This window comes from Geobacillus sp. LEMMY01 (genome assembly GCF_002042905.1).
Classification (GTDB): domain Bacteria; phylum Bacillota; class Bacilli; order Bacillales; family Anoxybacillaceae; genus Geobacillus; species Geobacillus proteiniphilus.
In genome coordinates this window covers 29,787-47,397 of sequence record NZ_MVKA01000016.1, presented here as the reverse complement: position 1 = coordinate 47,397, position 17,611 = coordinate 29,787, and the positions used below count along the sequence as shown (strand labels likewise).

16 protein-coding genes and 2 pseudogenes are annotated in these 17,611 nt (G+C 54.0%); 9 read left to right on the top strand and 9 right to left on the bottom strand.

Annotation, left to right across the window (positions count from 1 at the left end):
• Window positions 1-174 precede the first annotated feature (174 nt).
• The 3 genes from B1A75_RS09410 (at window position 175) to B1A75_RS09400 (ending at window position 3,412) form a co-directional block, all read left to right on the top strand.
• Window positions 175-2,268 carry a DNA topoisomerase III gene (locus B1A75_RS09410; protein WP_079936099.1) on the top strand — a complete coding sequence of 698 codons (2,094 nt, stop codon included), beginning with the start codon at window positions 175-177 and terminating at the stop codon, window positions 2,266-2,268.
• A 119-nt stretch (window positions 2,269-2,387) separates the two neighbouring features.
• Entirely contained in the window at window positions 2,388-2,585 is a 198-nt protein-coding gene (locus B1A75_RS09405) for a hypothetical protein (protein ID WP_074043722.1), read from the top strand.
• On the top strand, window positions 2,585-3,412 hold the full coding sequence (locus B1A75_RS09400) for a serine/threonine protein kinase (protein WP_079936098.1): 828 nt from the start codon (window positions 2,585-2,587) through the stop codon (window positions 3,410-3,412). Before B1A75_RS09405 ends, B1A75_RS09400 begins: the two co-directional genes overlap by 1 nt.
• Window positions 3,413-3,569: 157 nt before the next feature.
• Here B1A75_RS09400 and B1A75_RS09395 read toward each other — a convergent pair whose 3' ends face one another.
• The 7 genes and pseudogenes from B1A75_RS09395 to B1A75_RS09370 all read right to left on the bottom strand — a co-directional run bounded on the left by B1A75_RS09395 (window position 3,570) and on the right by B1A75_RS09370 (window position 9,710).
• Complete coding sequence (locus B1A75_RS09395) at window positions 3,570-4,349, bottom strand: enoyl-CoA hydratase/isomerase family protein (RefSeq protein ID WP_074043724.1); 780 nt, start codon at window positions 4,347-4,349, stop codon at window positions 3,570-3,572.
• A 48-nt stretch (window positions 4,350-4,397) separates the two neighbouring features.
• On the bottom strand, window positions 4,398-5,168 hold the full coding sequence (locus B1A75_RS09390) for an SDR family NAD(P)-dependent oxidoreductase (RefSeq protein WP_079936097.1): 771 nt from the start codon (window positions 5,166-5,168) through the stop codon (window positions 4,398-4,400).
• A 76-nt stretch (window positions 5,169-5,244) separates the two neighbouring features.
• Window positions 5,245-5,997, bottom strand: coding sequence for an SDR family NAD(P)-dependent oxidoreductase (locus B1A75_RS09385; RefSeq protein ID WP_074043726.1), 753 nt, complete (start codon window positions 5,995-5,997; stop codon window positions 5,245-5,247).
• A gap of 306 nt (window positions 5,998-6,303) precedes the next feature.
• Entirely contained in the window at window positions 6,304-6,567 is a 264-nt protein-coding gene (locus B1A75_RS09380; RefSeq protein ID WP_079936096.1) for a hypothetical protein, read from the bottom strand.
• 30 nt (window positions 6,568-6,597) lie between these two features.
• The gene (locus B1A75_RS19875) at window positions 6,598-6,765 is read right to left on the bottom strand and encodes a hypothetical protein (RefSeq protein ID WP_161496649.1); all 168 of its coding nucleotides are present in this window, start codon (window positions 6,763-6,765) and stop codon (window positions 6,598-6,600) included.
• A gap of 44 nt (window positions 6,766-6,809) precedes the next feature.
• Complete coding sequence (locus tag B1A75_RS09375; RefSeq protein ID WP_254866619.1) at window positions 6,810-7,976, bottom strand: transposase; 1,167 nt, start codon at window positions 7,974-7,976, stop codon at window positions 6,810-6,812.
• Window positions 7,977-8,158: 182 nt separating this feature from the next.
• Window positions 8,159-9,710, bottom strand: a pseudogene (locus tag B1A75_RS09370) (IS1182 family transposase).
• 442 nt (window positions 9,711-10,152) lie between these two features.
• Between B1A75_RS09370 and B1A75_RS09365 the strand changes: the two are divergent.
• From B1A75_RS09365 to B1A75_RS09355, 3 genes are all read left to right on the top strand, one after another.
• Window positions 10,153-10,392 (top strand): hypothetical protein, encoded by a 240-nt coding sequence (locus tag B1A75_RS09365; protein WP_074044181.1) that lies wholly within the window; start codon window positions 10,153-10,155, stop codon window positions 10,390-10,392.
• Between the two features lie 143 nt (window positions 10,393-10,535).
• Window positions 10,536-12,077, top strand: coding sequence for an aldehyde dehydrogenase family protein (locus B1A75_RS09360; RefSeq protein WP_079936095.1), 1,542 nt, complete (start codon window positions 10,536-10,538; stop codon window positions 12,075-12,077).
• Between the two features lie 15 nt (window positions 12,078-12,092).
• On the top strand, window positions 12,093-13,304 hold the full coding sequence (locus B1A75_RS09355; protein ID WP_079936094.1) for an iron-containing alcohol dehydrogenase: 1,212 nt from the start codon (window positions 12,093-12,095) through the stop codon (window positions 13,302-13,304).
• Window positions 13,305-13,424: 120 nt separating this feature from the next.
• Here B1A75_RS09355 and B1A75_RS09350 read toward each other — a convergent pair.
• A pseudogene (locus tag B1A75_RS09350) lies at window positions 13,425-13,826 on the bottom strand (DoxX family protein).
• Between the two features lie 137 nt (window positions 13,827-13,963).
• On the opposite strand from B1A75_RS09350, the gene B1A75_RS09345 reads away from it, so the two are divergent.
• On the top strand, window positions 13,964-14,671 hold the full coding sequence (locus tag B1A75_RS09345) for a DsbA family oxidoreductase (protein ID WP_074044179.1): 708 nt from the start codon (window positions 13,964-13,966) through the stop codon (window positions 14,669-14,671).
• 109 nt (window positions 14,672-14,780) lie between these two features.
• Here B1A75_RS09345 and B1A75_RS09340 read toward each other — a convergent pair whose 3' ends face one another.
• Window positions 14,781-15,245: a DinB family protein gene (locus B1A75_RS09340; protein ID WP_074044178.1), complete on the bottom strand. Its 465-nt coding sequence runs from the start codon at window positions 15,243-15,245 to the stop codon at window positions 14,781-14,783.
• Between the two features lie 209 nt (window positions 15,246-15,454).
• Between B1A75_RS09340 and B1A75_RS09335 the strand changes: the two genes are divergently transcribed.
• Together B1A75_RS09335 and B1A75_RS09330 are read left to right on the top strand one after the other, a co-directional pair.
• Window positions 15,455-16,138 carry an N-acetylmuramoyl-L-alanine amidase family protein gene (locus tag B1A75_RS09335; protein ID WP_074044177.1) on the top strand — a complete coding sequence of 228 codons (684 nt, stop codon included), beginning with the start codon at window positions 15,455-15,457 and terminating at the stop codon, window positions 16,136-16,138.
• A 128-nt stretch (window positions 16,139-16,266) separates the two neighbouring features.
• Complete coding sequence (locus B1A75_RS09330) at window positions 16,267-17,595, top strand: S8 family serine peptidase (RefSeq protein ID WP_074044176.1); 1,329 nt, start codon at window positions 16,267-16,269, stop codon at window positions 17,593-17,595.
• Window positions 17,596-17,611: the final 16 nt, after the last annotated feature.

The window sequence follows — 17,611 nt, the reverse complement described above, 5'->3', positions numbered from 1 at the left end:
TTTTACTATTTTATTTGGCAAATGTGCAGAAAGTGTGGAGATGCGGCTTTGCGCCGCGCCAAGGCGTCTTGTCCTGCCAAGGAGACAAACCTTGGCGGATGCGTCTTTTTCCTTCTTCCTTTATACTAAGAAGCAGACTGTGCTCATGTGGAGACGACAGAAAGGGGTTTATCGATGAAATCGCTCGTGTTAGCGGAAAAGCCGAGCGTCGCCCGCGACATCGCCCGCGTGCTCGGTTGCAAGCAAGCGCATAAACATTATTTTGAAGGAAAGCAACATATTGTCACCTGGGCGCTCGGCCATTTAGTTGAGCTGAAGATGCCGGAAGACTACGACCGGAAATACGAAACATGGCGGCTGGAGGACTTGCCGATCATCCCAAAGAAAATGGGCTTGAAAGTCATCCGGCAAACGAGCCACCAGTTTCGCGCCATTGAACGGTTGGCGAAACGACCGGATGTGAAAGATGTCATCATCGCGACCGACGCGGGCCGTGAAGGGGAGCTTGTGGCGCGCTGGATTTTAGAGATGATCGGTTGGACGAAGCCGATTTGGCGGCTATGGATTTCGTCGCAAACCGACCGCGCCATCCGCGACGGGTTTCGCCAGTTAAAGCCCGGGGCGCAGTTTGACCGGCTGTATCAATCGGCCGTCTGCCGCGCCGAAGCCGACTGGCTGATTGGGTTAAACGTCTCGCGCGCCTTGACGACAAAATACAACGATCCGCTTTCGGCCGGGCGCGTGCAAACGCCAACGCTCGCGATGATCATCGAGCGCGAACGCGAGATCCAATCGTTCGTTCCCGTGCCATATTGGACGATTCGGGCGAAGATTGGTTCCATCACGGCCGTATGGGAGCGGCATGGAGGACATCGTCTGTTTGACCAAGACGAAGCGAAGCAGCTTGTCGCCCGCCTTGACGGTCAGCCGGCGCGCGTCGTGTCGGTCAAGCGGAAACGAAAAAGCGAGCCCGCCCCGCTGCCGTATGATTTAACCGAGCTGCAGCGGGAGGCGAACAAGCGGTTTGGTTTTTCGGCAAAAAAGACGCTCTCGGTGTTGCAGCGGCTGTATGAACAACACAAGCTCGTCACGTACCCGCGCACCGATTCGCGTTATTTGCCAAGCGATATGGAAGCGACGATGACCGAGCGGTTGTTGGCGATGAAATCCGGTTATGAGGACGTCATCGCTCCGCTCCTTGCCAAAGGCAAAGCCAAAGCAGCCAAGCGGGTATTTAACGATGACAAAGTGACCGATCATCACGCCATCATTCCAACGGATGAGCGGCTCAACCTTAGCAGGCTGTCGACTGATGAGCGCAAGCTGTATGATCTCATCGCCCGTCGCTTTTTGGCGCTGTTTTTCCCGCCGTATGAATCCGAAACGACGACAGCTGTCTTTGACATCGGCGGCGAAATGTTTGTCGCCAAGGAGACGGCGGTTGTGAACTTCGGATTTAAAGCCGTTCTCGGCAAAGAAGAAACGGATGCCAAACCGACGTTGTCACACCTCGCGGAAGGTCAGACGCTCCCATCGGTGCAGCTTGAGAGGGAACAATCGTTTACCGAACCGCCCGCCCGTTATTCGGAAGCCGATTTGCTCGCGCAAATGGAGAAATACGGGCTCGGCACGCCGGCGACAAGAGCGGACATCATCGAACGGCTGGTCGAAACCGAAGTGGTCGAGCGAAAAGACGGACGGTTTTATCCGACGAAAAAAGGGAAACAGCTGATTGAGCTCGTCAATGAAGAGTTGAAATCGCCGGAATTGACCGCCCGCTGGGAGCGTGAGCTTGAGGCGATCGCCCGCGGGAAAGGAAATCCACAACAATTTTTGGCCAACATCCGCCGGCAAACGCAGCAGCTCGTTGCCGAAATTAAGCAAAGCGAGCAGGTATACAAAGCGCCAAACCTCACGAATCTGACGTGTCCAGAATGCGGCGCGCTTTTAAAAGAGCGGAAAACGAAAGACGGACGGATGCTTGTCTGCTCGAACTTACAATGCCGCTACCGCCGCCGGCGCGACCCGAAACTGTCGAACCGCCGCTGTCCGCAATGCCACCGGCGCATGGAAATGCATGAAGGAAAAGCAGGGATGTATTTCCAATGCCGCCCGTGCAATATTGTCGAAAAAGCGGACGAGACGAAACGCATAGCAGCCAAAGGAAGCGAACGGGCGCTTCTCAAAAAATACAGCCCGTCCAACGAATCGTTTGGCACGAGTTTAGGAGAGCTGCTCAAGCAGGCGTTGAACGAAAAAGAGGAATGAGGTTGCCATACCGCGCTAGGGGCTATGCCCCTGGCGGTTTCATTTGCATCTTTGAATCTGAAACCTCCTTCTCATTGCCTCGTATATATAGGTAAATCTATGGCAAAGGAGCGATCGCGATGTTGAAAAAATTGCTAAAAGCACTTTTAGGCCATCCCCATCATCCGTCGCACTACCATAAACATTACAGCAGCAGCGACCACCATCATTACAACCCGACGCATCACTCGCACCATCACCCGTCCCAGTACGGACACCATCACTACAAAAAGAAACATCATAGCGGCAGTTTCTTCTCAAGCTTCTTCGGCAGCTGATGAAACGCTTTTTCGAACGCCATCCGCTCATCGCCCGCTGGTTTGACCGGCCGCATCGGAGCGGGGATGTGCTTTCTGGCCGCTATGAAGTCATCGAAGAGCTCGGGATGGGAAGCTACGGCATCGCCTACAAAGGGCGCGATCACCTGACAGGCCGTCTTGTCGTCATCAAACAAGCGCGGCGGACAAAAGGGGAAGACGGACGCCGCTTGCTTCGGCGTGAAGCTGACATGCTCGCCCGCCTGCGCCACCCGCAAATTCCGATGCTGTATGATCGGTTCGTGGAGCGCGGACAGCCGCATCTCGTGATGGAGTATATCGACGGAGAAACGGTGGAAGACCGGATTTTCAAGCTGGAAGCCAAGTACACGGAACAAGAGGCGTTTCGGCTGCTAAAGGAGGTGCTTGAGGTCGTCCGGCACGTCCATGCTTTCGGCATCGTCCACCGCGATTTGCGCATCCCGAACATCATTTGGCGCGATGGAACGGTGGCGATCATCGATTTTGGCTTGGCGTGCCGCATCGGCGAACCGGTGGATTTCCGCGATGACGACCTGCTGGAGAAGCGGCTGCGGCGCGAACCGCATCCACGAAGCGATTTCTATGCCCTTGGACACTTCACCTTGTTTTTATTGTATTCTGCCTATGAACCGACGAGTGACGAGGAAAAAAGCTGGGAAGAAGAACTCGATTTGTCGATGAACGCCCGTAGGATCTTGCGGAAGATGTTGCAGCTTGATCCGCCGTACGACAACGTCGACGAGTTGCTCGGCGACGTGGATCGGCTGTTGGCCGAACACAACGCAACCCAAGCCAAGGCACTCTAACAGAACATAGAACCTCTTCGAATCAATGAAAACCGTTGCATCGAACGAAAAGCCCCTCGCCGCCCGCCTATGGGCAGGAAGAGGGGCTGATTCCATGTTCGTGCAAGTCGAGGCGGCAGCCTTCTTAAAACAAACGTTCGCGCTGGTTGGAAGTAGCTTACTTCCCTAAAAACAACGGTTTCCGTTTTTCTTTGAACGCCGCCACCCCTTCGCGATGGTCTTCGGTTTCCACCATCAATCCTTGAATGAGCCGCTCTTCCTCGAGAATCTCTTCCAGTGTGGCGGTCAACGCGTGCTCGACCAGCCGTTTTTGTTTGCCGATCGCTTTCGTCGGACCGCTAGCCAACTGCAAAGCGAGCGTTTCCACCGCTTCGCGCAGCCCCTCGGCTGGAACGACTTCGCTTAAGACGCCTAACTCGTACAAGCGGCGGGCCGGAATCGGCTCGGCGGTGAAGAAAAACTGTTTCGCCAAATGCGGGCCGACAAGCCGCGGGAGCCAATACGACCCGCCACCGTCGGAGACAAGACCGACTTTCGCAAAGCTCAAAATGAATTGACTGTCTTCGGCCGCGAGGATCAAATCGCAAGCCAGCGCCAAATTGAACCCTGCCCCGGCCGCCACGCCGTGCACGGCGGCAATGATCGGTTTCTCGCATGATTTCATCGCCAAAATGAGCCGATTGAGTCGGCCGATATGCTCATACGCCTGCGGGGCGCTCGACTGCCCCATCGTTTTCACATCCCCGCCGGCGCAAAACGCCCGCCCAGCGCCGGATAAGACGATGACGCGGACGGCATCATCCGCCGCGGCGCGTTCGATTTCCTGCGTTAGTCCGGCAATCATCTCCGGGCTGAAGGCATTGAGCCGCTCCGGGCGATTCAGCGTCAACCATAATATCGATCCGGATTGTTCCACAAGCAAATGAGGCGTTTCCATGTTCCTCTCCCTTTCTTTTAGTGTTTGGATGGAATTTGACGCAACTCTTTATTTGATCAGCCAACCGCCATCGACGAGCACATCGGAACCGGTCATGTATGAGGCTTCGTTAGAAGCAAGAAACGCAATGACGTTCGCAATTTCCTCCGGCGTCCCGACTCGGCCTAAGGCGGTGTTGCGCTCGATGGCTTTGACAAACCGCTCGTTTTGCAGGCCGCGCTCGGTAAGCGGCGTCTCGACAAAGCCGGGCGAGACGGAATTGACGCGAATGCCATATGGCGCCAGCTCCAAAGCGAGCGATTTGGTCAAGTTGATGACCCCTGCTTTCGCCGCGCTGTAGTGCGGAATTTCCGCCCCGGCCTGATGGCCGGACAATGACGCCACGTTCACAATCGCCCGGTTGGCGCGCTCGCGTTTTGCCCCTTCGATCATCAGTGAAGCGAGCGCTTGTGAAACGTGAAACACGCTTTTGATGTTGATGCGTTGAACGTCATCCCACTCTTGTTCCGTCAACTCAAGCCATCTCGCATGGGTGGAGATGCCGGCGTTATTGACAAGCACATGCAAATCGCCGTACCGCTGTCGGACATACTCGGCCAACGCTTTCACTTGTTCGCGGTCGGTGACATCCGCCGCAAACCGGTCAGCGCCCCCCGGCGTCCCGAGACGCGCGATTTCTGCTGCAGCCTCCTCCAGTTTCGTTGCTGTACGGCCGACAAGTACGACAGTGGCGCCTTCTTTAGCAAAACGGAGGGCCGTCGCCTTGCCGATGCCGCTGCCTCCTCCTGTGACCACTGCCACGGTATTCAAAAAACGCATCGTTTTCCTCTCCCCTCATTTCATGTTGCTAGCCCGGCCGTTTGGGCCTGCCCTTCTTTTTTCAAACTTCGGGCCGCTAAAACGTCAGTCCGCCGCCGTCGACCGACAATGTCGCGCCGGTGATAAACGACGCCTCATCGGACGCCAAAAACAACACCGCGTTCGCCACTTCCTCTGGTGTCCCGATGCGGCCGAGGGCGTTCGCTTTCGAGATGATCGGCCATTTGCGCGCATCTTGTTTCCACGGCGTAATGATGTTCGTATCAATGACCCCCGGCGCAATGGCGTTGACGCGAATGTTAAATTTCCCGTATTCCAATGCTGCATTTTGTGTTAACAAAATGACGCCTGCTTTTGATGCGTTGTAGGCGGCTTGATATTTTTTTCCCTTCAGCCCGAGCAGGCTTGCTGTGTTGACAATCGCCCCACCCCCGGATGCTTTCAGTGCCGGCACCGCGTATTTGATGCCGAGGAACACTCCTTTCAAATTAACGTTCATGACCCGGTCCCACTCTTCTTCAGACAAGTCGGTGCTCCGCACTTCTGAATGGCCGATGCCGGCATTGTTAAAGAGAATATGTAGGCCGCCAAAGACATCAACCGCCGTTTGGACAAGGCGGCTCACTTGCTTGGAATCGGCGACATCCGTCTGGACAAAAATCGCCTCCCCTCCTTTTTCCCGAATCAGGCGGACCGTTTCTTCCCCTCCTTCCTCATTGATGTCGCTCACCGCCACTTTGGCGCCTTCTTCCGCAAAGCGGATCGCCGTCGCCCGGCCGATGCCGCTCGCGCCGCCGGTGACAATCGCCGCTTTTCCTTTTAGCCTCATGATCTTCCCACCTTTCGATCCGCTTCTGAATCCGTTTTCAACAGACGATATACCAACCGGTTAGTATGTTGTTTCTTTTATTATACATCACATTTAGAATATTTTAAACATTTTTATATCTTAATCAGAAAAGCCTGCACCTCCAAACAAAGACGAAGCCAACGGCAATCGAGCCTGCTTCCCCTCCTGACGCGTCTCCTTCCTTCAATGAACACCATGCCGTTAAGGAAAAAAGAGGAGCCTCGGTTTTGGCTCCTCGTTCATTCATCGATGAGGTCAGCGGCGCTGCCGGCGGTTCGGCCTTCATCAGCTCCCCTGTCTTGAAATTTGGAAAAAGAACGATCGACACACGGAATCCAATGACTGCAACCGCTCGATCAGCCCCTGCAAATCGCACGTATGGAGCGTATCGCTCAGTTCGCGGCCTTCCTCCGTCACCAAGTACAAGTGAATTTCCATGCATCCGTCCCAGCGGACGTTGGCGTCAAGCCAGCCATCTTCGCTCTCAAGCTCCAGCCCGACCGTCTCCCCTTGGTCATTTTCGTGTTTTGTTTTGATGACCCATACCATCCTTTGTTCCGCCCTTTCCTGTTCGCCGCCTCACTCTTGTTGTTCCGCTCCGATTCCTGACACCGGGGAGCCAGTGGACGTATGTTCATTCACCCAACGGAGTGCCGCGTCCACCACTGCATCGGCGTCAGAAAGCTGGGTGCGGTGCTCAATGATCCAATTGAGCCCGTCTTGCGGATCAAGGTTATGTTTTGACACTCCACACGCCTAAAGGGCGTGGGATTCTTGGGTCGTTTGCGCCCTCATCCATTTCTGGTTCGGACAACGCCCAAGTTTAGGGGTGTGTCATCACCCCGTCCCATCGGGTTAGGATGTACCCCAATGGGCGGCGCACCTGTGACCAGTGCGCTAGGTTCGGCGCTCAAGCCCGAAATCGCTTTGGCGATGTTGATCGCGCCATTCAGATCGGCATGAATCGCATATCCGCACTTTTGGCATCGGAAGCGGATGCCGTTTCGGTTCGCTTTCTCCCGATGCCCGCATCGGCATGTTTGGCTTGTATAGGTCGGCTTCACCCACTCCACCCGAATGCCCGCCATTTCCGCTTTATAGGCAATCATCGTTTGCAGTTGATGAAACGCCCAAGAGTGAAGGCTTCGTCCTGCTTCTTTGGCCGATGTTGCCCGTTTCCGAATCCCTGTCAACTCTTCCATCCGAATCACGCCAACACCGTTGGCGTGGGCAAAACGGACGATTTGACGGCTGATTTTATGGTTCATTTCCTTCATCCAGCGGGACTCTTTACGGCCGATTTTGCGAATCATATGAAGCTTCTTGGCTTTTCCTAATCTCCTTCGCAAAGCCGCGTATCGTCGGCGTACAAAGGCGCATTGGTTGCCCTTGAAAAACAACGATTTCGTTCCCACGCTGGCAACGGCAATATAGCGAAGTCCCAAATCAACGCCCATTGCCTTGGTTTCTTCCCGTTGTTGGACTTCAAATGTGATCGCAATAGCGAAGTACCATTTCTTTTTCTTCTTGTAGAGTTTTGCCACCCCTTGTTTGGCTGTTCCGTCCAACAATCGATTCAGCCATGCTTCTTGATAGGGACGCGTGACCACCGGCACGCCAATTCGCTTCTCCAGTGTGGGGAATGAAACGGTGTAGAACTCTCCTTTCTTTTCAACCTTCACGTTTTGATTGTTAAAGCAACACCATAATGTTCGAAACTTCTTTGTTTTCTGGTTTTTCTTTTGGGACTTCACTTCTCGAATCGTTTGATTCACGACGGCGGAAGGAAACCGCTGCGACGAAAACTCTTTAAACATTTTACTTGTCGCTTGATTCAGTTTGGGATGATCCAACAGCCAATTCGCAAACGCTGTATTCACTTCTGTCATCCGTTCGTACATTTCTTGTTTGACTTTCGTTGGTTTGTGCAGTTCCAGCCTTAGTGTGATCGTCGGCATGGATTCACCTCCTTGTGGCGATTACAGGGTACCATTTTTTTAGAATCATTCAAAGAAAAATGCTCGCTTTCATGGGGCTGACCCAAAAGTCCGCCAAAAAGCGGACTTTTGGAGTCAGCCCTCTTTGTTTTTTACACATTTTGTTAAATAAAGGGAAATTCCATCTCTGTTCGCTCTCTAATTTATGCCACTAGGGACGGTTGCTTGTCCCTAGCGGCTTTTTTGAGAAGATTGTGGGCAGCACAAATCAGCCCCCATTCGATGGAAACTTTTTGGAGGCCTCGCAGGACGAATCGACGAAACCCGCGATTTTGTTTGATTTGCCCAAACACACTCTCAATGTCGGTTTTGCGTTGGCGGTATCGGGCTTGTCCTTCTTCACTCTCCAGCCGTTCACGAGCTCTCTGTTTTTGTTCATGATAGACTGGGTTCCATTGCGTGGTTCGTCCATACTTGGAAGTCGTGCAGGCCGAACGGAACGGACATCCTTCGCATTCATGGCATTGGTAGTGTCGGGTGACCGAGGTGTATCCCGATTCAGTGGTCTGTTTCGAAGTCCCCATACGGACCAGCTTTTTTCCATTCGCACAAATCCAAACGTCTTCTTCTTCCAGATAGGTCCAATTCTGCTGATGATGCGGGTTCTTCTTGACCTTGCGCGTGTTCTCCTTCTCGTACGTATTGTACTTGATCAAGGCCGATATGTGCTTCTCCTTCCAGCTTCACGTAGTTCTCTTCCGAACCATAGGCCGCGTCGGCGATCAAACGTTCCGGTTCCACACCGTATTTCTCTCGAACTGTCTCCAAATGAGGGAGAAGACAACGAGTGTCGCCAGGCCTCTGATGAAGAGAATACCCCAAAATAAATTGGTCGGAAGAACCCACCTGTACGTTATAGACCGGCTTGAGCTGGCCATTTCGCATGTGATCCTCCTTCCATCGCATGAAGGTGGCATCCACATCGGTCTTGGAATAGCTGTTGCGGTCTTGGCATACATGGAGTTGGTGCTCGTATTTTTCACTGCGGGGCAAGTAATCGTCCTTCATCATGTTGACGGCCTTTCTCAACGCCTGGTTGTCAGGCTCGGCCTCGAGCCGCTCTTCCCATTCTTTCGTTTTCTGGCGGATTTCTTCAGACGTCCAAGCAGGGGAAGCCTCGAATTCTTCCGCCTTTTCTTTCTCCACGATCGCATCGATCTGGGCAATCAGCCGATCGACATTCGCTTGCCGTTTCTCCTGGTACTTCTCAGCCGATTTGCGCCAAACGAAGGTGTACCGGTTGGCATTCGCTTCAATTTTCGTTCCATCCACAAAATAGTCTTCCGTCTTGACATAGCCGTCCGCGACAAGCAGGGTGATGATTTCCCGGAACAGGTCGTCAATCAAGCCTTTCATCCGTTCCGAGCGAAACCGGTTGATGGAACGGAAGTCCGGCTTTTGAAACCCACTCAGCCACATGAGGGGAAGGTGTACTTCCAACTCTCGGGCTATTTCCCGGCCGTGGTACATTTTTTGGGTGTAAGCGTAAAGGATGATTTTCGTCATCATTTTCGGATGATAGGCGGAGGCGCCCCCTCCTTTGTCATAAGGCAGAAACGTCTCCATCGGGATGCGTTCGACCATCTCATGAACCACGTGGGCCATGTTGTACCGCGGAATGAGATCCACGATGTTGCTTGGCAAAGAGAGGTTGTCCATGGTATACTCTTTAAAGGAAATATGATCATGTTTCATAAAAGAATCGCCCTTCTTTCGGTGGTAGTGGTTTCGATGACTCTATTCTACCAGAAAAAGGGCGATTCTTCTATTTTGGTGCCAAAAAAGCGGGGCTGATCCAAAACGCACTCGCGTTTTGGGTCACCCCCCTTTCTCGCTCGCGGATCTGTAATCAAACGCCGTCTGCTGACAGCAGGCGGCGTTTTTATGCAATGATTGTCGGAAAATGTCATTCGCTTTTCGTTGACGGAAAGAAAGGAAGATTGCTAGAATGAGATGTGGTGAGTGACTATTCATAATATTCTGGTCATTTGTACAACTTGCCTCCTTGCTAGTAACCTGCCTATTGTTGCAACAGTATATTTGTAAGCCTTTACATCGATTGATTGTCCTCACGGTCATCCATCCAGACGTGCAGTATCCAGCCGACATCCAAAAAAATAGCAAAGGAGTGGTGAGCGTGCGGCGGGCTCAGCCGTTGGTCACAACGGGCAGCTGCGGGCTGCAGGAGGATTCGTTTCCGTTTCGGCTTTACCAAAAGGCCAAGCGGTTGGGGGTGTGGAATCCAGTTGATATTGATGCCGACATCATGAATTTCACCGCCTGCCAACTGGCAGCGAGGATGGAAGTGTTGAAAAAAGCGCAGGAGAAACCGTTTGACGAGCTGTTTGGGCTTGAAGAAAGCGAACGTGTCGGGTGAGAGGGAGAGATTGAGCCGAAGAACGACCTTCTGTGCGTTGGACAGGCAGTCGCCAACCCGCACTGATGCCCGGCTGTTCGGCGGCAGGGGAAATCGATGGATGGTTCTATACGAGCAACAAAAAAGAGAAAGGAGATGCCATCATGACGATTGACGTGCAAGTGCATCATTTCCCGCTCTTCATTGACGGCCAATGGCAGCCGGCAAGCAGCGGGGAAACGTTTAACGTATACAATCCGGCGACCGGAGAGGTGGTTGCGACCGTCGTGAAGGCGACAGTGGATGATGTTGACCGCGCGGTGAAGGCGGCGCGCAAGGCGTTTGATGAGACGGATTGGAAGGCGATGAAACCGAAAGAACGGGCGCGCGTGCTGAATGCGATCGCCCAAGCCATTGCCGCCAACGCCCAAGAGCTTGCCTATTTGGAAGCGATCTCAAGCGGGGGGACGATCCGGCGCATCAGCTCAATCGACATCTTGCAAGTCGTTGATTTGTTCCAGACGATGGCGAACATCGTCCAAGAGTACCCGTTTTCGGAAACACTGCCGATTCCGCCGTTTCCCGGACCGGCGCATAACTTTGTTTGGCGCGAGCCGATCGGGGTTTGCGCGGCGATCACACCATGGAACTTGCCGCTCATGATCGCGTCGTGGAAAATCGCCCCGGCGCTGGCAGCGGGCAATACGATTGTCGTGAAACCGGCGAGCTACACACCGCTGTCGACACTGAAGCTGGCGGAAATCATTTCGTCCTTCGTGCCGCCGGGGGTCATCAACGTGGTGGCTGGTCCCGGCGCCGATGTCGGGGAGGCGCTTGTCCGCCATCCGCAAGTTGACAAGGTGGCGTTCACCGGTTCGACGGAAGTCGGCCGCCGCATTATGGCGTTGGCGGCGGAAACGGTGAAAAACGTTACGCTTGAGCTTGGCGGCAAGTCGCCGAACATTTTGCTCGAAGATGCCGATTTGGACCTTGCCGTTCCCGGCAGTTTGTTTGGCGTCTTTTTGCACTCTGGTCAGTTGTGCGAATCGGGAACAAGGCTGTTTGTGCCTGACCGGCTCCATGATGAAGTGGTCGAGCGGCTTGTCGCCCTGACGAAGACGCTGCAAATCGGCCATCCGCTCGATCCGGCGACCGACGTCGGGCCGGTTATCTCCAAGCGGCAAAAAGAGACAGTGCTCTCCTATATTGAAGCCGGCAAGCAAGAAGGTGCGACCATTGTATGCGGCGGTCATGAAGTCGAAGTGCCCGGCTGTGAAGGCGGCCATTTTGTCGCGCCGACGATTTTTTCGAATGTCACGAATGACATGAAAATCGCCCAAGAAGAGATTTTCGGTCCAGTGTTGTCGATCATCCGCTATCATGACGTGGAAGAAGCGATGGCGATGGCAAACGACACGATTTACGGGCTTGCGGCCGGTGTCTGGACGCGCGACGTCAACAAGGCGTACGCCATCGCTGGGCGTCTGCAGGCTGGCGTCGTCTGGATCAATGACTGGCATATGCTTCGCAATGACGCGCCGTTTGGCGGCTACAAACAAAGCGGCATCGGGCGCGAGATGGGCAAATATTCACTGGATGCCTACACGCAGCTGAAGCATGTGCACACATCAATGGTGCCGGAGCTTGGGAAACGGAAATGGTATCAAGTGCTCTTTTCCCGGCTCAACGCCATTATGAAAAAGTAAAGGGGGAGATGGAGGATGACGACGTTAGCGAACTTTTGGCTGCGCACGGCAATTTACACCGGGTCGAACACCCGAGCGCTCGTGCCGGATTTGTTTCGCGGGCTGGGCGCTAAACGGGTGCTATTGCTTTCTGACCGTGGGCTCGAGCAAGCTGGGGTCGTCGAGAAGGTGGCTGACATCTTTCGGCTGACGACGCATGAGGTTGGGCCAGAGCTTGTCGGCATCTTTTTGGATATCCGCCAAGATGCAGAAAGTGAATGCGTCAATGAAGCGGCGCGCTATGCGCGCGCTGTCGGAGCTGACGCCTTGCTGGCCGTCGGCGGCGGCAGCGTGCTGGATACGGCCAAAGGGGTGAAATACGCCCTGTTTAAAGGGTTGCGTGATATTAAAGAGGCGATTCCAGGCGGGCTGCGGTACGAGTCGTTCCCGCAAGCGCAATTCATGCCGATTCCGCACATCGCCATCCCGACGACAGCCGGCACGGGGTCGGAAGTGTCGCCGATCGCAGTCATTTATAATGAAGAGCTGCGCTTGAAAACGAACATCATCAATCCGTTTATCAATGCTGATGTGGCCGTTTTGGATCCTGATTTAACGGTAGGGCTTCCCCCGAAGGTGACGGCGTTTACCGGCATGGACGCGCTCACCCATGCCATTGAGGCGCTCGCCTCGCCGACGGCGACCGCGCTCACCGACGCGTGCGCTTTGCAGGCGATTCGCTTGATTCGCGACTATTTGCCGGCGGCGGTTCGTGACGGCGGGAACATCCGCGCCCGCTTGGAGATGCTGCAGGCGAGCTTGCTTGGCATCACCGCGTTCAGCTTTGCGTTAAACGCCATTCCGGTGCACAATTTCGCCCACGCGTACGGAGCAATGTTCCGCATTCCGCACGGATTGGCAAACGCTGTCTTTCTGCCGGTCGTGATGGAAGCGATTCCGGAGTTGTATTTGCCGAAAGCGAAGCTGTTGGCTGAAGCGCTTGGCATTCATGATCACGGTCAAGGCAATGAAGCGCTGTTGGCGAAATCCATTGAACGAATCCGCCAGCTGCGCGATGACATTGGTTTGCCCGCGGATTTTGCCGACTATCCGATGACGGAAGAACAGTTTGCGGCGACGATTCCAGCGGTGGCATCCGACCCGGCCGCGGTCAGCTTCCCGATGCCGCTTGAACTCATCCGCGCAATCGGTGAACGCGTCGTCAAGCTGGCAGTGGAAAAAGGATGAAGCAGCGTACCGACAAGCAAGCACAAGATTTGACGCCATGGGCAGCCTTCTCTCATCGTTAATATAAGCAGAAAAAAAGGTGTCCTGCTCCTTGTGGGACACCCGTTTTGTGTCGACTGTTTAGCCCCGTGGCCGCCCGATGACAGTGTCTAACGACCAAAGCCGGCTGCCATTCAGCCATAAATAAAATAGACATGGCGAGCAAGGCGAGATTGAATTCATAGCCCGTTTCCCGGCCGTTGCCGAGCAAGCCGGCGTCTGCTTTGGCGGTGGCGATCGCCCCGATCATAATGACGGCAAACGCCGCAGCGATCGGGCGCGTGCCGAGGCCAAGCATCATCGTCCAGCCCCCAGCAAGCTCTATGATCGTCACGATGTAGGCGAGCAGGCCGGGAAGGCCCATAGCAACAAACGAATCCGCAGTCGCCTCAAGCCCTCGTTGCCATTTCACCGAGCCATGGGCAAAAAAGATGCATCCGTGACGATCCGTAGCAGAAAGGCTCCTAGTTCCCGGGAATGCATCATTTCCGTCCTCCTTGTCCGGACAGCGTAGTAGTACAATGTATGCGAGTCGCTCCATCCCCATTCCTTTCGTTAGCCATTTGACTGGCAATGGGCTACAATGGAGGGGAAGCGCCCAAAAGTAGAGGAGGATGGCCATGAAAATCGAAATTTGGTCCGATTTTGTCTGCCCGTTTTGCTATATCGGCAAACGCCGCTTGGAACAAGCGCTTGAACAGTTTCCGCACCGGGAAGATGTTGAGGTTGTATTTCGCAGCTTTGAGTTGGATCCGAATGCGAAAAAAGAGACGCCGTTGACCATCCATGAACTCATTGCGCAAAAATACGGGATTACGGTTGAGGAAGCGAAGCGGGCAAACGCGGATATCGGAAAACAGGCGGAAGCAGTCGGCTTGACGTTTCGCTTTGAAACGATGAAGCCGACGAATACGTTTGATGCCCACCGTTTGGCGCATTATGCCAAGGAGAAAGGGAAGCTCAATGACGTTGTCGAGCGGCTGTTTTATGCGTATTTCACCGAATCAAAACGGATTAGCAACCGCGATGTGCTGTTTGCGATTGCCGAAGCGGCCGGCCTTGACCGCAAGGAGGCGGAAGCAGTGCTTGATGGCGGCCGCTACGCCGAACAAGTAAGGGAAGATGAAGCAGCGGCGGCCCGGTTTGGCGTCCGAGGCGTGCCGTTTTTCGTGTTGAACGGGAAGTATGCCATTTCCGGGGCCCAGCCGGTTGACGTGTTCCGGCGGGCGCTAGAGAAAGTATGGGAGGAAGAACAACAAGCTTCCCCGTTGCGGCCGCTGGCGGGTGAAGGCGGAATGTGCGCAGACGGAAGCTGCTCGATCGGCTAAATCGCCTCAACCAAAAAGGAAAAGCCAGCTAGGGACTTCCTAGCCGGCTTTTTTGTTATTTTCACGGAGAAGCCTCCCATTTAGTTAGATAAAACAAAAATGGGGAAGATTAACCTCGTTTCACAAACAGCGGCAAGTCCGTATGTCCCATGCCCCGAACATAGACGAACAGCTGCCCTTTATGGTGGATTTCATGGTCCATTGCCAATTGCAGGAACTGCGCCGCGGACATTTGCGTGCCAAAGATGGCAGTTAAATCAAGCATCCGGTCGAAGTCGTCATCGCTCATCGATTCGAGCAGCTGCTTCGTTTTTTCCGTATACGTTTCCGCCAGCTTAGCCAAATTCGTCTCCGGTTCATCGATTTTTTGCCGGAACAGCGACGGATCGCTGTGTTTCGCGGTGTTGGCGAAGTTGTAAAAGCTGAACAACATATGCGTCGCCAGCTGCTTCGCTGTCATCGACGTCGGCGTCGGTTTGTAATCATAATGCGCTTCGTCGATTTTGTTGATCAGTTCCATCGTGACATGGCGGTGCGAAAGGAAATATTGCACCCATTGTTGTGCGCGAGACATCGGCATTCCTCCTTTGGAATTCGTTTCATTGTCCTATTATACCATAAACGGAGGGGACAATGGCCGCTAACGCGTCTAACCATTTAGATACTTGGCCTGTCACCTTTTCCTTTCAGATGCTTATTTTATAATAAGGAAAAGTATAGTGTATACGTGATTTCTATGTTGTATTGGGATAAAATGTGAATAGGGAAGGGAAGAAAGCGAGTATGCCGAAAATCTTTATTGATCCAGGCCATGGAGGGAGCGATACAGGAGCGATCGGCAACGGGTTGTTGGAAAAAGACATTACGTTGTTTATCGCTCTCGAAATCAATCGTCTGCTGCAAAATGAGTATGAAGGAGTTTCCGTGCAGTTGAGCCGGACAAAAGATGAAACAGTGTCACTTGACGAGCGGACGAGTCGGGCCAACCGTTGGGGGGCAGACTTGTATGTGGCCATCCACGTGAATGCGGGCGGTGGCACCGGATATGAAGATTACATTTATAACCGGCTCGATGATGATTCTCCAACAGCCCGCATTCGCGATGTGATTCATGAAGAAGTCGTCAAAGCCACGGGATTTCGCGATCGCGGGAAAAAGAAAGCGAATTTTCATGTGCTACGGGAGACCACGATGCCGGCCGTGCTCACCGAGAACGGGTTTATTGACCGAGAAGAGGATGCAAGAAAACTGAATGATACCCGTTTTTTGCGAACGGTCGCCCGAGGGCATGTGAACGGACTTGAGCGAGCGCTTGGTCTGCAGAAAAAGCGAAAAACGACATTGACGCGCGTCATTGTCGATGGGACGCAAGTCGGCGCTTTTGCTGAACGGGAAAACGTGCTTCGTCAAGTCGAGCATTATTTAGGAAGAGCCAGACAGATTGTGCTTGAACAGGTGGAAGAATGATTAGGAAAAGCTTGCTTCGTTTCGGCGGGGCAGGCTTTTTTTGTCCGTTTGTCCTAGTGGAACCGCCGCCTCCTTCTTTGTCCGCACGTCATATGAGTATAGCGACAAACGAAAGGAGGAGGAAGAGCATGTTTGGCTATTCGATCGTGCAGTTAGCTCGCCGCCATGCAGGGCGGCTTGATCGCCCGCTCCGCCATGCGCTTGTTGGCATGTATCAGCCGATGACGCGCATACCGTGCATTTTCCATCGCTGGATGGAGCGGTGGTTGCGGAAATGGCGAACCATTTCCGTTTTGATCGAAATCGAGGATGCCGAAGGAGTGGAAGCGGTCGCCAAGACGGAACGAGATCATTTCCGTATGAAAGTGCATCACGGCTTTCGCCATGTTCCATTCTACAGCGCGCGGGTGACGCCGTCGGCGCTTGAGCAGCTGCTCGAGCATCCGAAAGTGAAAAAAGTGTATCTCAATCGCACGGTGAAGGCGCTCTTGAACAATGCGGTGCCGTCGGCGAATGCAAAACACGTCATGATCAACGGGACGGAGCTGAGCGGCAAAGGGGTGACGATTGCGATCGTTGACACGGGCATTTACCCGCACCCGGATTTAGAGGGACGAATTGTGGCGTTTACCGACTTTGTGAATGGCCGCACGACACCGTATGATGACAACGGGCACGGAACGCACTGCGCCGGTGATGCAGCTGGAAACGGGCGCATGTCGGACGGGCTGTACGCCGGACCGGCGTATGAAGCGAACCTTGTCGGTGTCAAGGTGCTCGACCGATCGGGAAGCGGGACGCTCGAGACGATCATGCGCGGCATTGAGTGGTGCATCGACTACAATAAGAAAAACCCGACCAAGCGAATCCATATTATTTCCTTATCGCTTGGAGGGGAGCCGCAACCGTTCCCAACGGAAAATGACGATCCGCTCGTGCAAGTCGCTGAGCGGGCATGGGAAAGCGGCATTGTCGTCTGTGCGGCGGCAGGGAATGAAGGGCCGAATTACGGGACGATTTCAAGCCCGGGCATTAGCGACCTCATCATTACCGTCGGCGCCCTCGATGACCGCGATACGTCGGCAACACGCGCCGACGACGATGTGGCGTCTTTTTCGAGCCGAGGGCCGACCGAATATGGGGTGGTGAAGCCGGATCTCGTTGTTCCCGGCGTCAACATTATTTCGCTTCGCGCGCCGCGCTCTTTGCTTGATAAGATGAATAAACAAAGCCGAGTCGGTGACCATTATATATCGATGTCCGGTACGTCGATGGCGACGCCGATTTGTGCTGGCATTGTCGCCTTGATGCTTCAGGCAAAACCGAATGCAACGCCGGATGAAATCAAGCAGGCGTTAAAAGACGGCGCCGATTTGTGGAAAGGGCGCGACCCGAACGTGTACGGAGCGGGCTATGTCAATGCGAAGCGAGCCATTGAGCGGCTCCTGCAACGCTAAGAGAAAAAAGAGGGAG

Excerpts from the sequence above, each read along its gene's own strand:
- B1A75_RS09410 (WP_079936099.1), top strand. The coding sequence starts at position 175 with ATGAAATCGCTCGTGTTAGCGGAAAAGCCGAGCGTCGCCCGCGACATC.
- B1A75_RS09380 (WP_079936096.1), bottom strand. The coding sequence starts at position 6,567 with ATGGTATGGGTCATCAAAACAAAACACGAAAATGACCAAGGGGAGACG.
- B1A75_RS09340 (WP_074044178.1), bottom strand. The coding sequence starts at position 15,245 with ATGTCTCGCGCACAACAATGGGTGCAATATTTCCTTTCGCACCGCCAT.
- B1A75_RS09335 (WP_074044177.1), top strand. The coding sequence starts at position 15,455 with ATGCCGAAAATCTTTATTGATCCAGGCCATGGAGGGAGCGATACAGGA.
- B1A75_RS09355 (WP_079936094.1), top strand. The coding sequence starts at position 12,093 with ATGACGACGTTAGCGAACTTTTGGCTGCGCACGGCAATTTACACCGGG.
- B1A75_RS09390 (WP_079936097.1), bottom strand. The coding sequence starts at position 5,168 with ATGCGTTTTTTGAATACCGTGGCAGTGGTCACAGGAGGAGGCAGCGGC.
- B1A75_RS09330 (WP_074044176.1), top strand. The coding sequence starts at position 16,267 with ATGTTTGGCTATTCGATCGTGCAGTTAGCTCGCCGCCATGCAGGGCGG.
- B1A75_RS09385 (WP_074043726.1), bottom strand. The coding sequence starts at position 5,997 with ATGAGGCTAAAAGGAAAAGCGGCGATTGTCACCGGCGGCGCGAGCGGC.
- B1A75_RS09405 (WP_074043722.1), top strand. The coding sequence starts at position 2,388 with ATGTTGAAAAAATTGCTAAAAGCACTTTTAGGCCATCCCCATCATCCG.
- B1A75_RS09375 (WP_254866619.1), bottom strand. The coding sequence starts at position 7,976 with ATGCCGACGATCACACTAAGGCTGGAACTGCACAAACCAACGAAAGTC.
- B1A75_RS09395 (WP_074043724.1), bottom strand. The coding sequence starts at position 4,349 with ATGGAAACGCCTCATTTGCTTGTGGAACAATCCGGATCGATATTATGG.
- B1A75_RS09400 (WP_079936098.1), top strand. The coding sequence starts at position 2,585 with ATGAAACGCTTTTTCGAACGCCATCCGCTCATCGCCCGCTGGTTTGAC.
- B1A75_RS09360 (WP_079936095.1), top strand. The coding sequence starts at position 10,536 with ATGACGATTGACGTGCAAGTGCATCATTTCCCGCTCTTCATTGACGGC.
- B1A75_RS09345 (WP_074044179.1), top strand. The coding sequence starts at position 13,964 with ATGAAAATCGAAATTTGGTCCGATTTTGTCTGCCCGTTTTGCTATATC.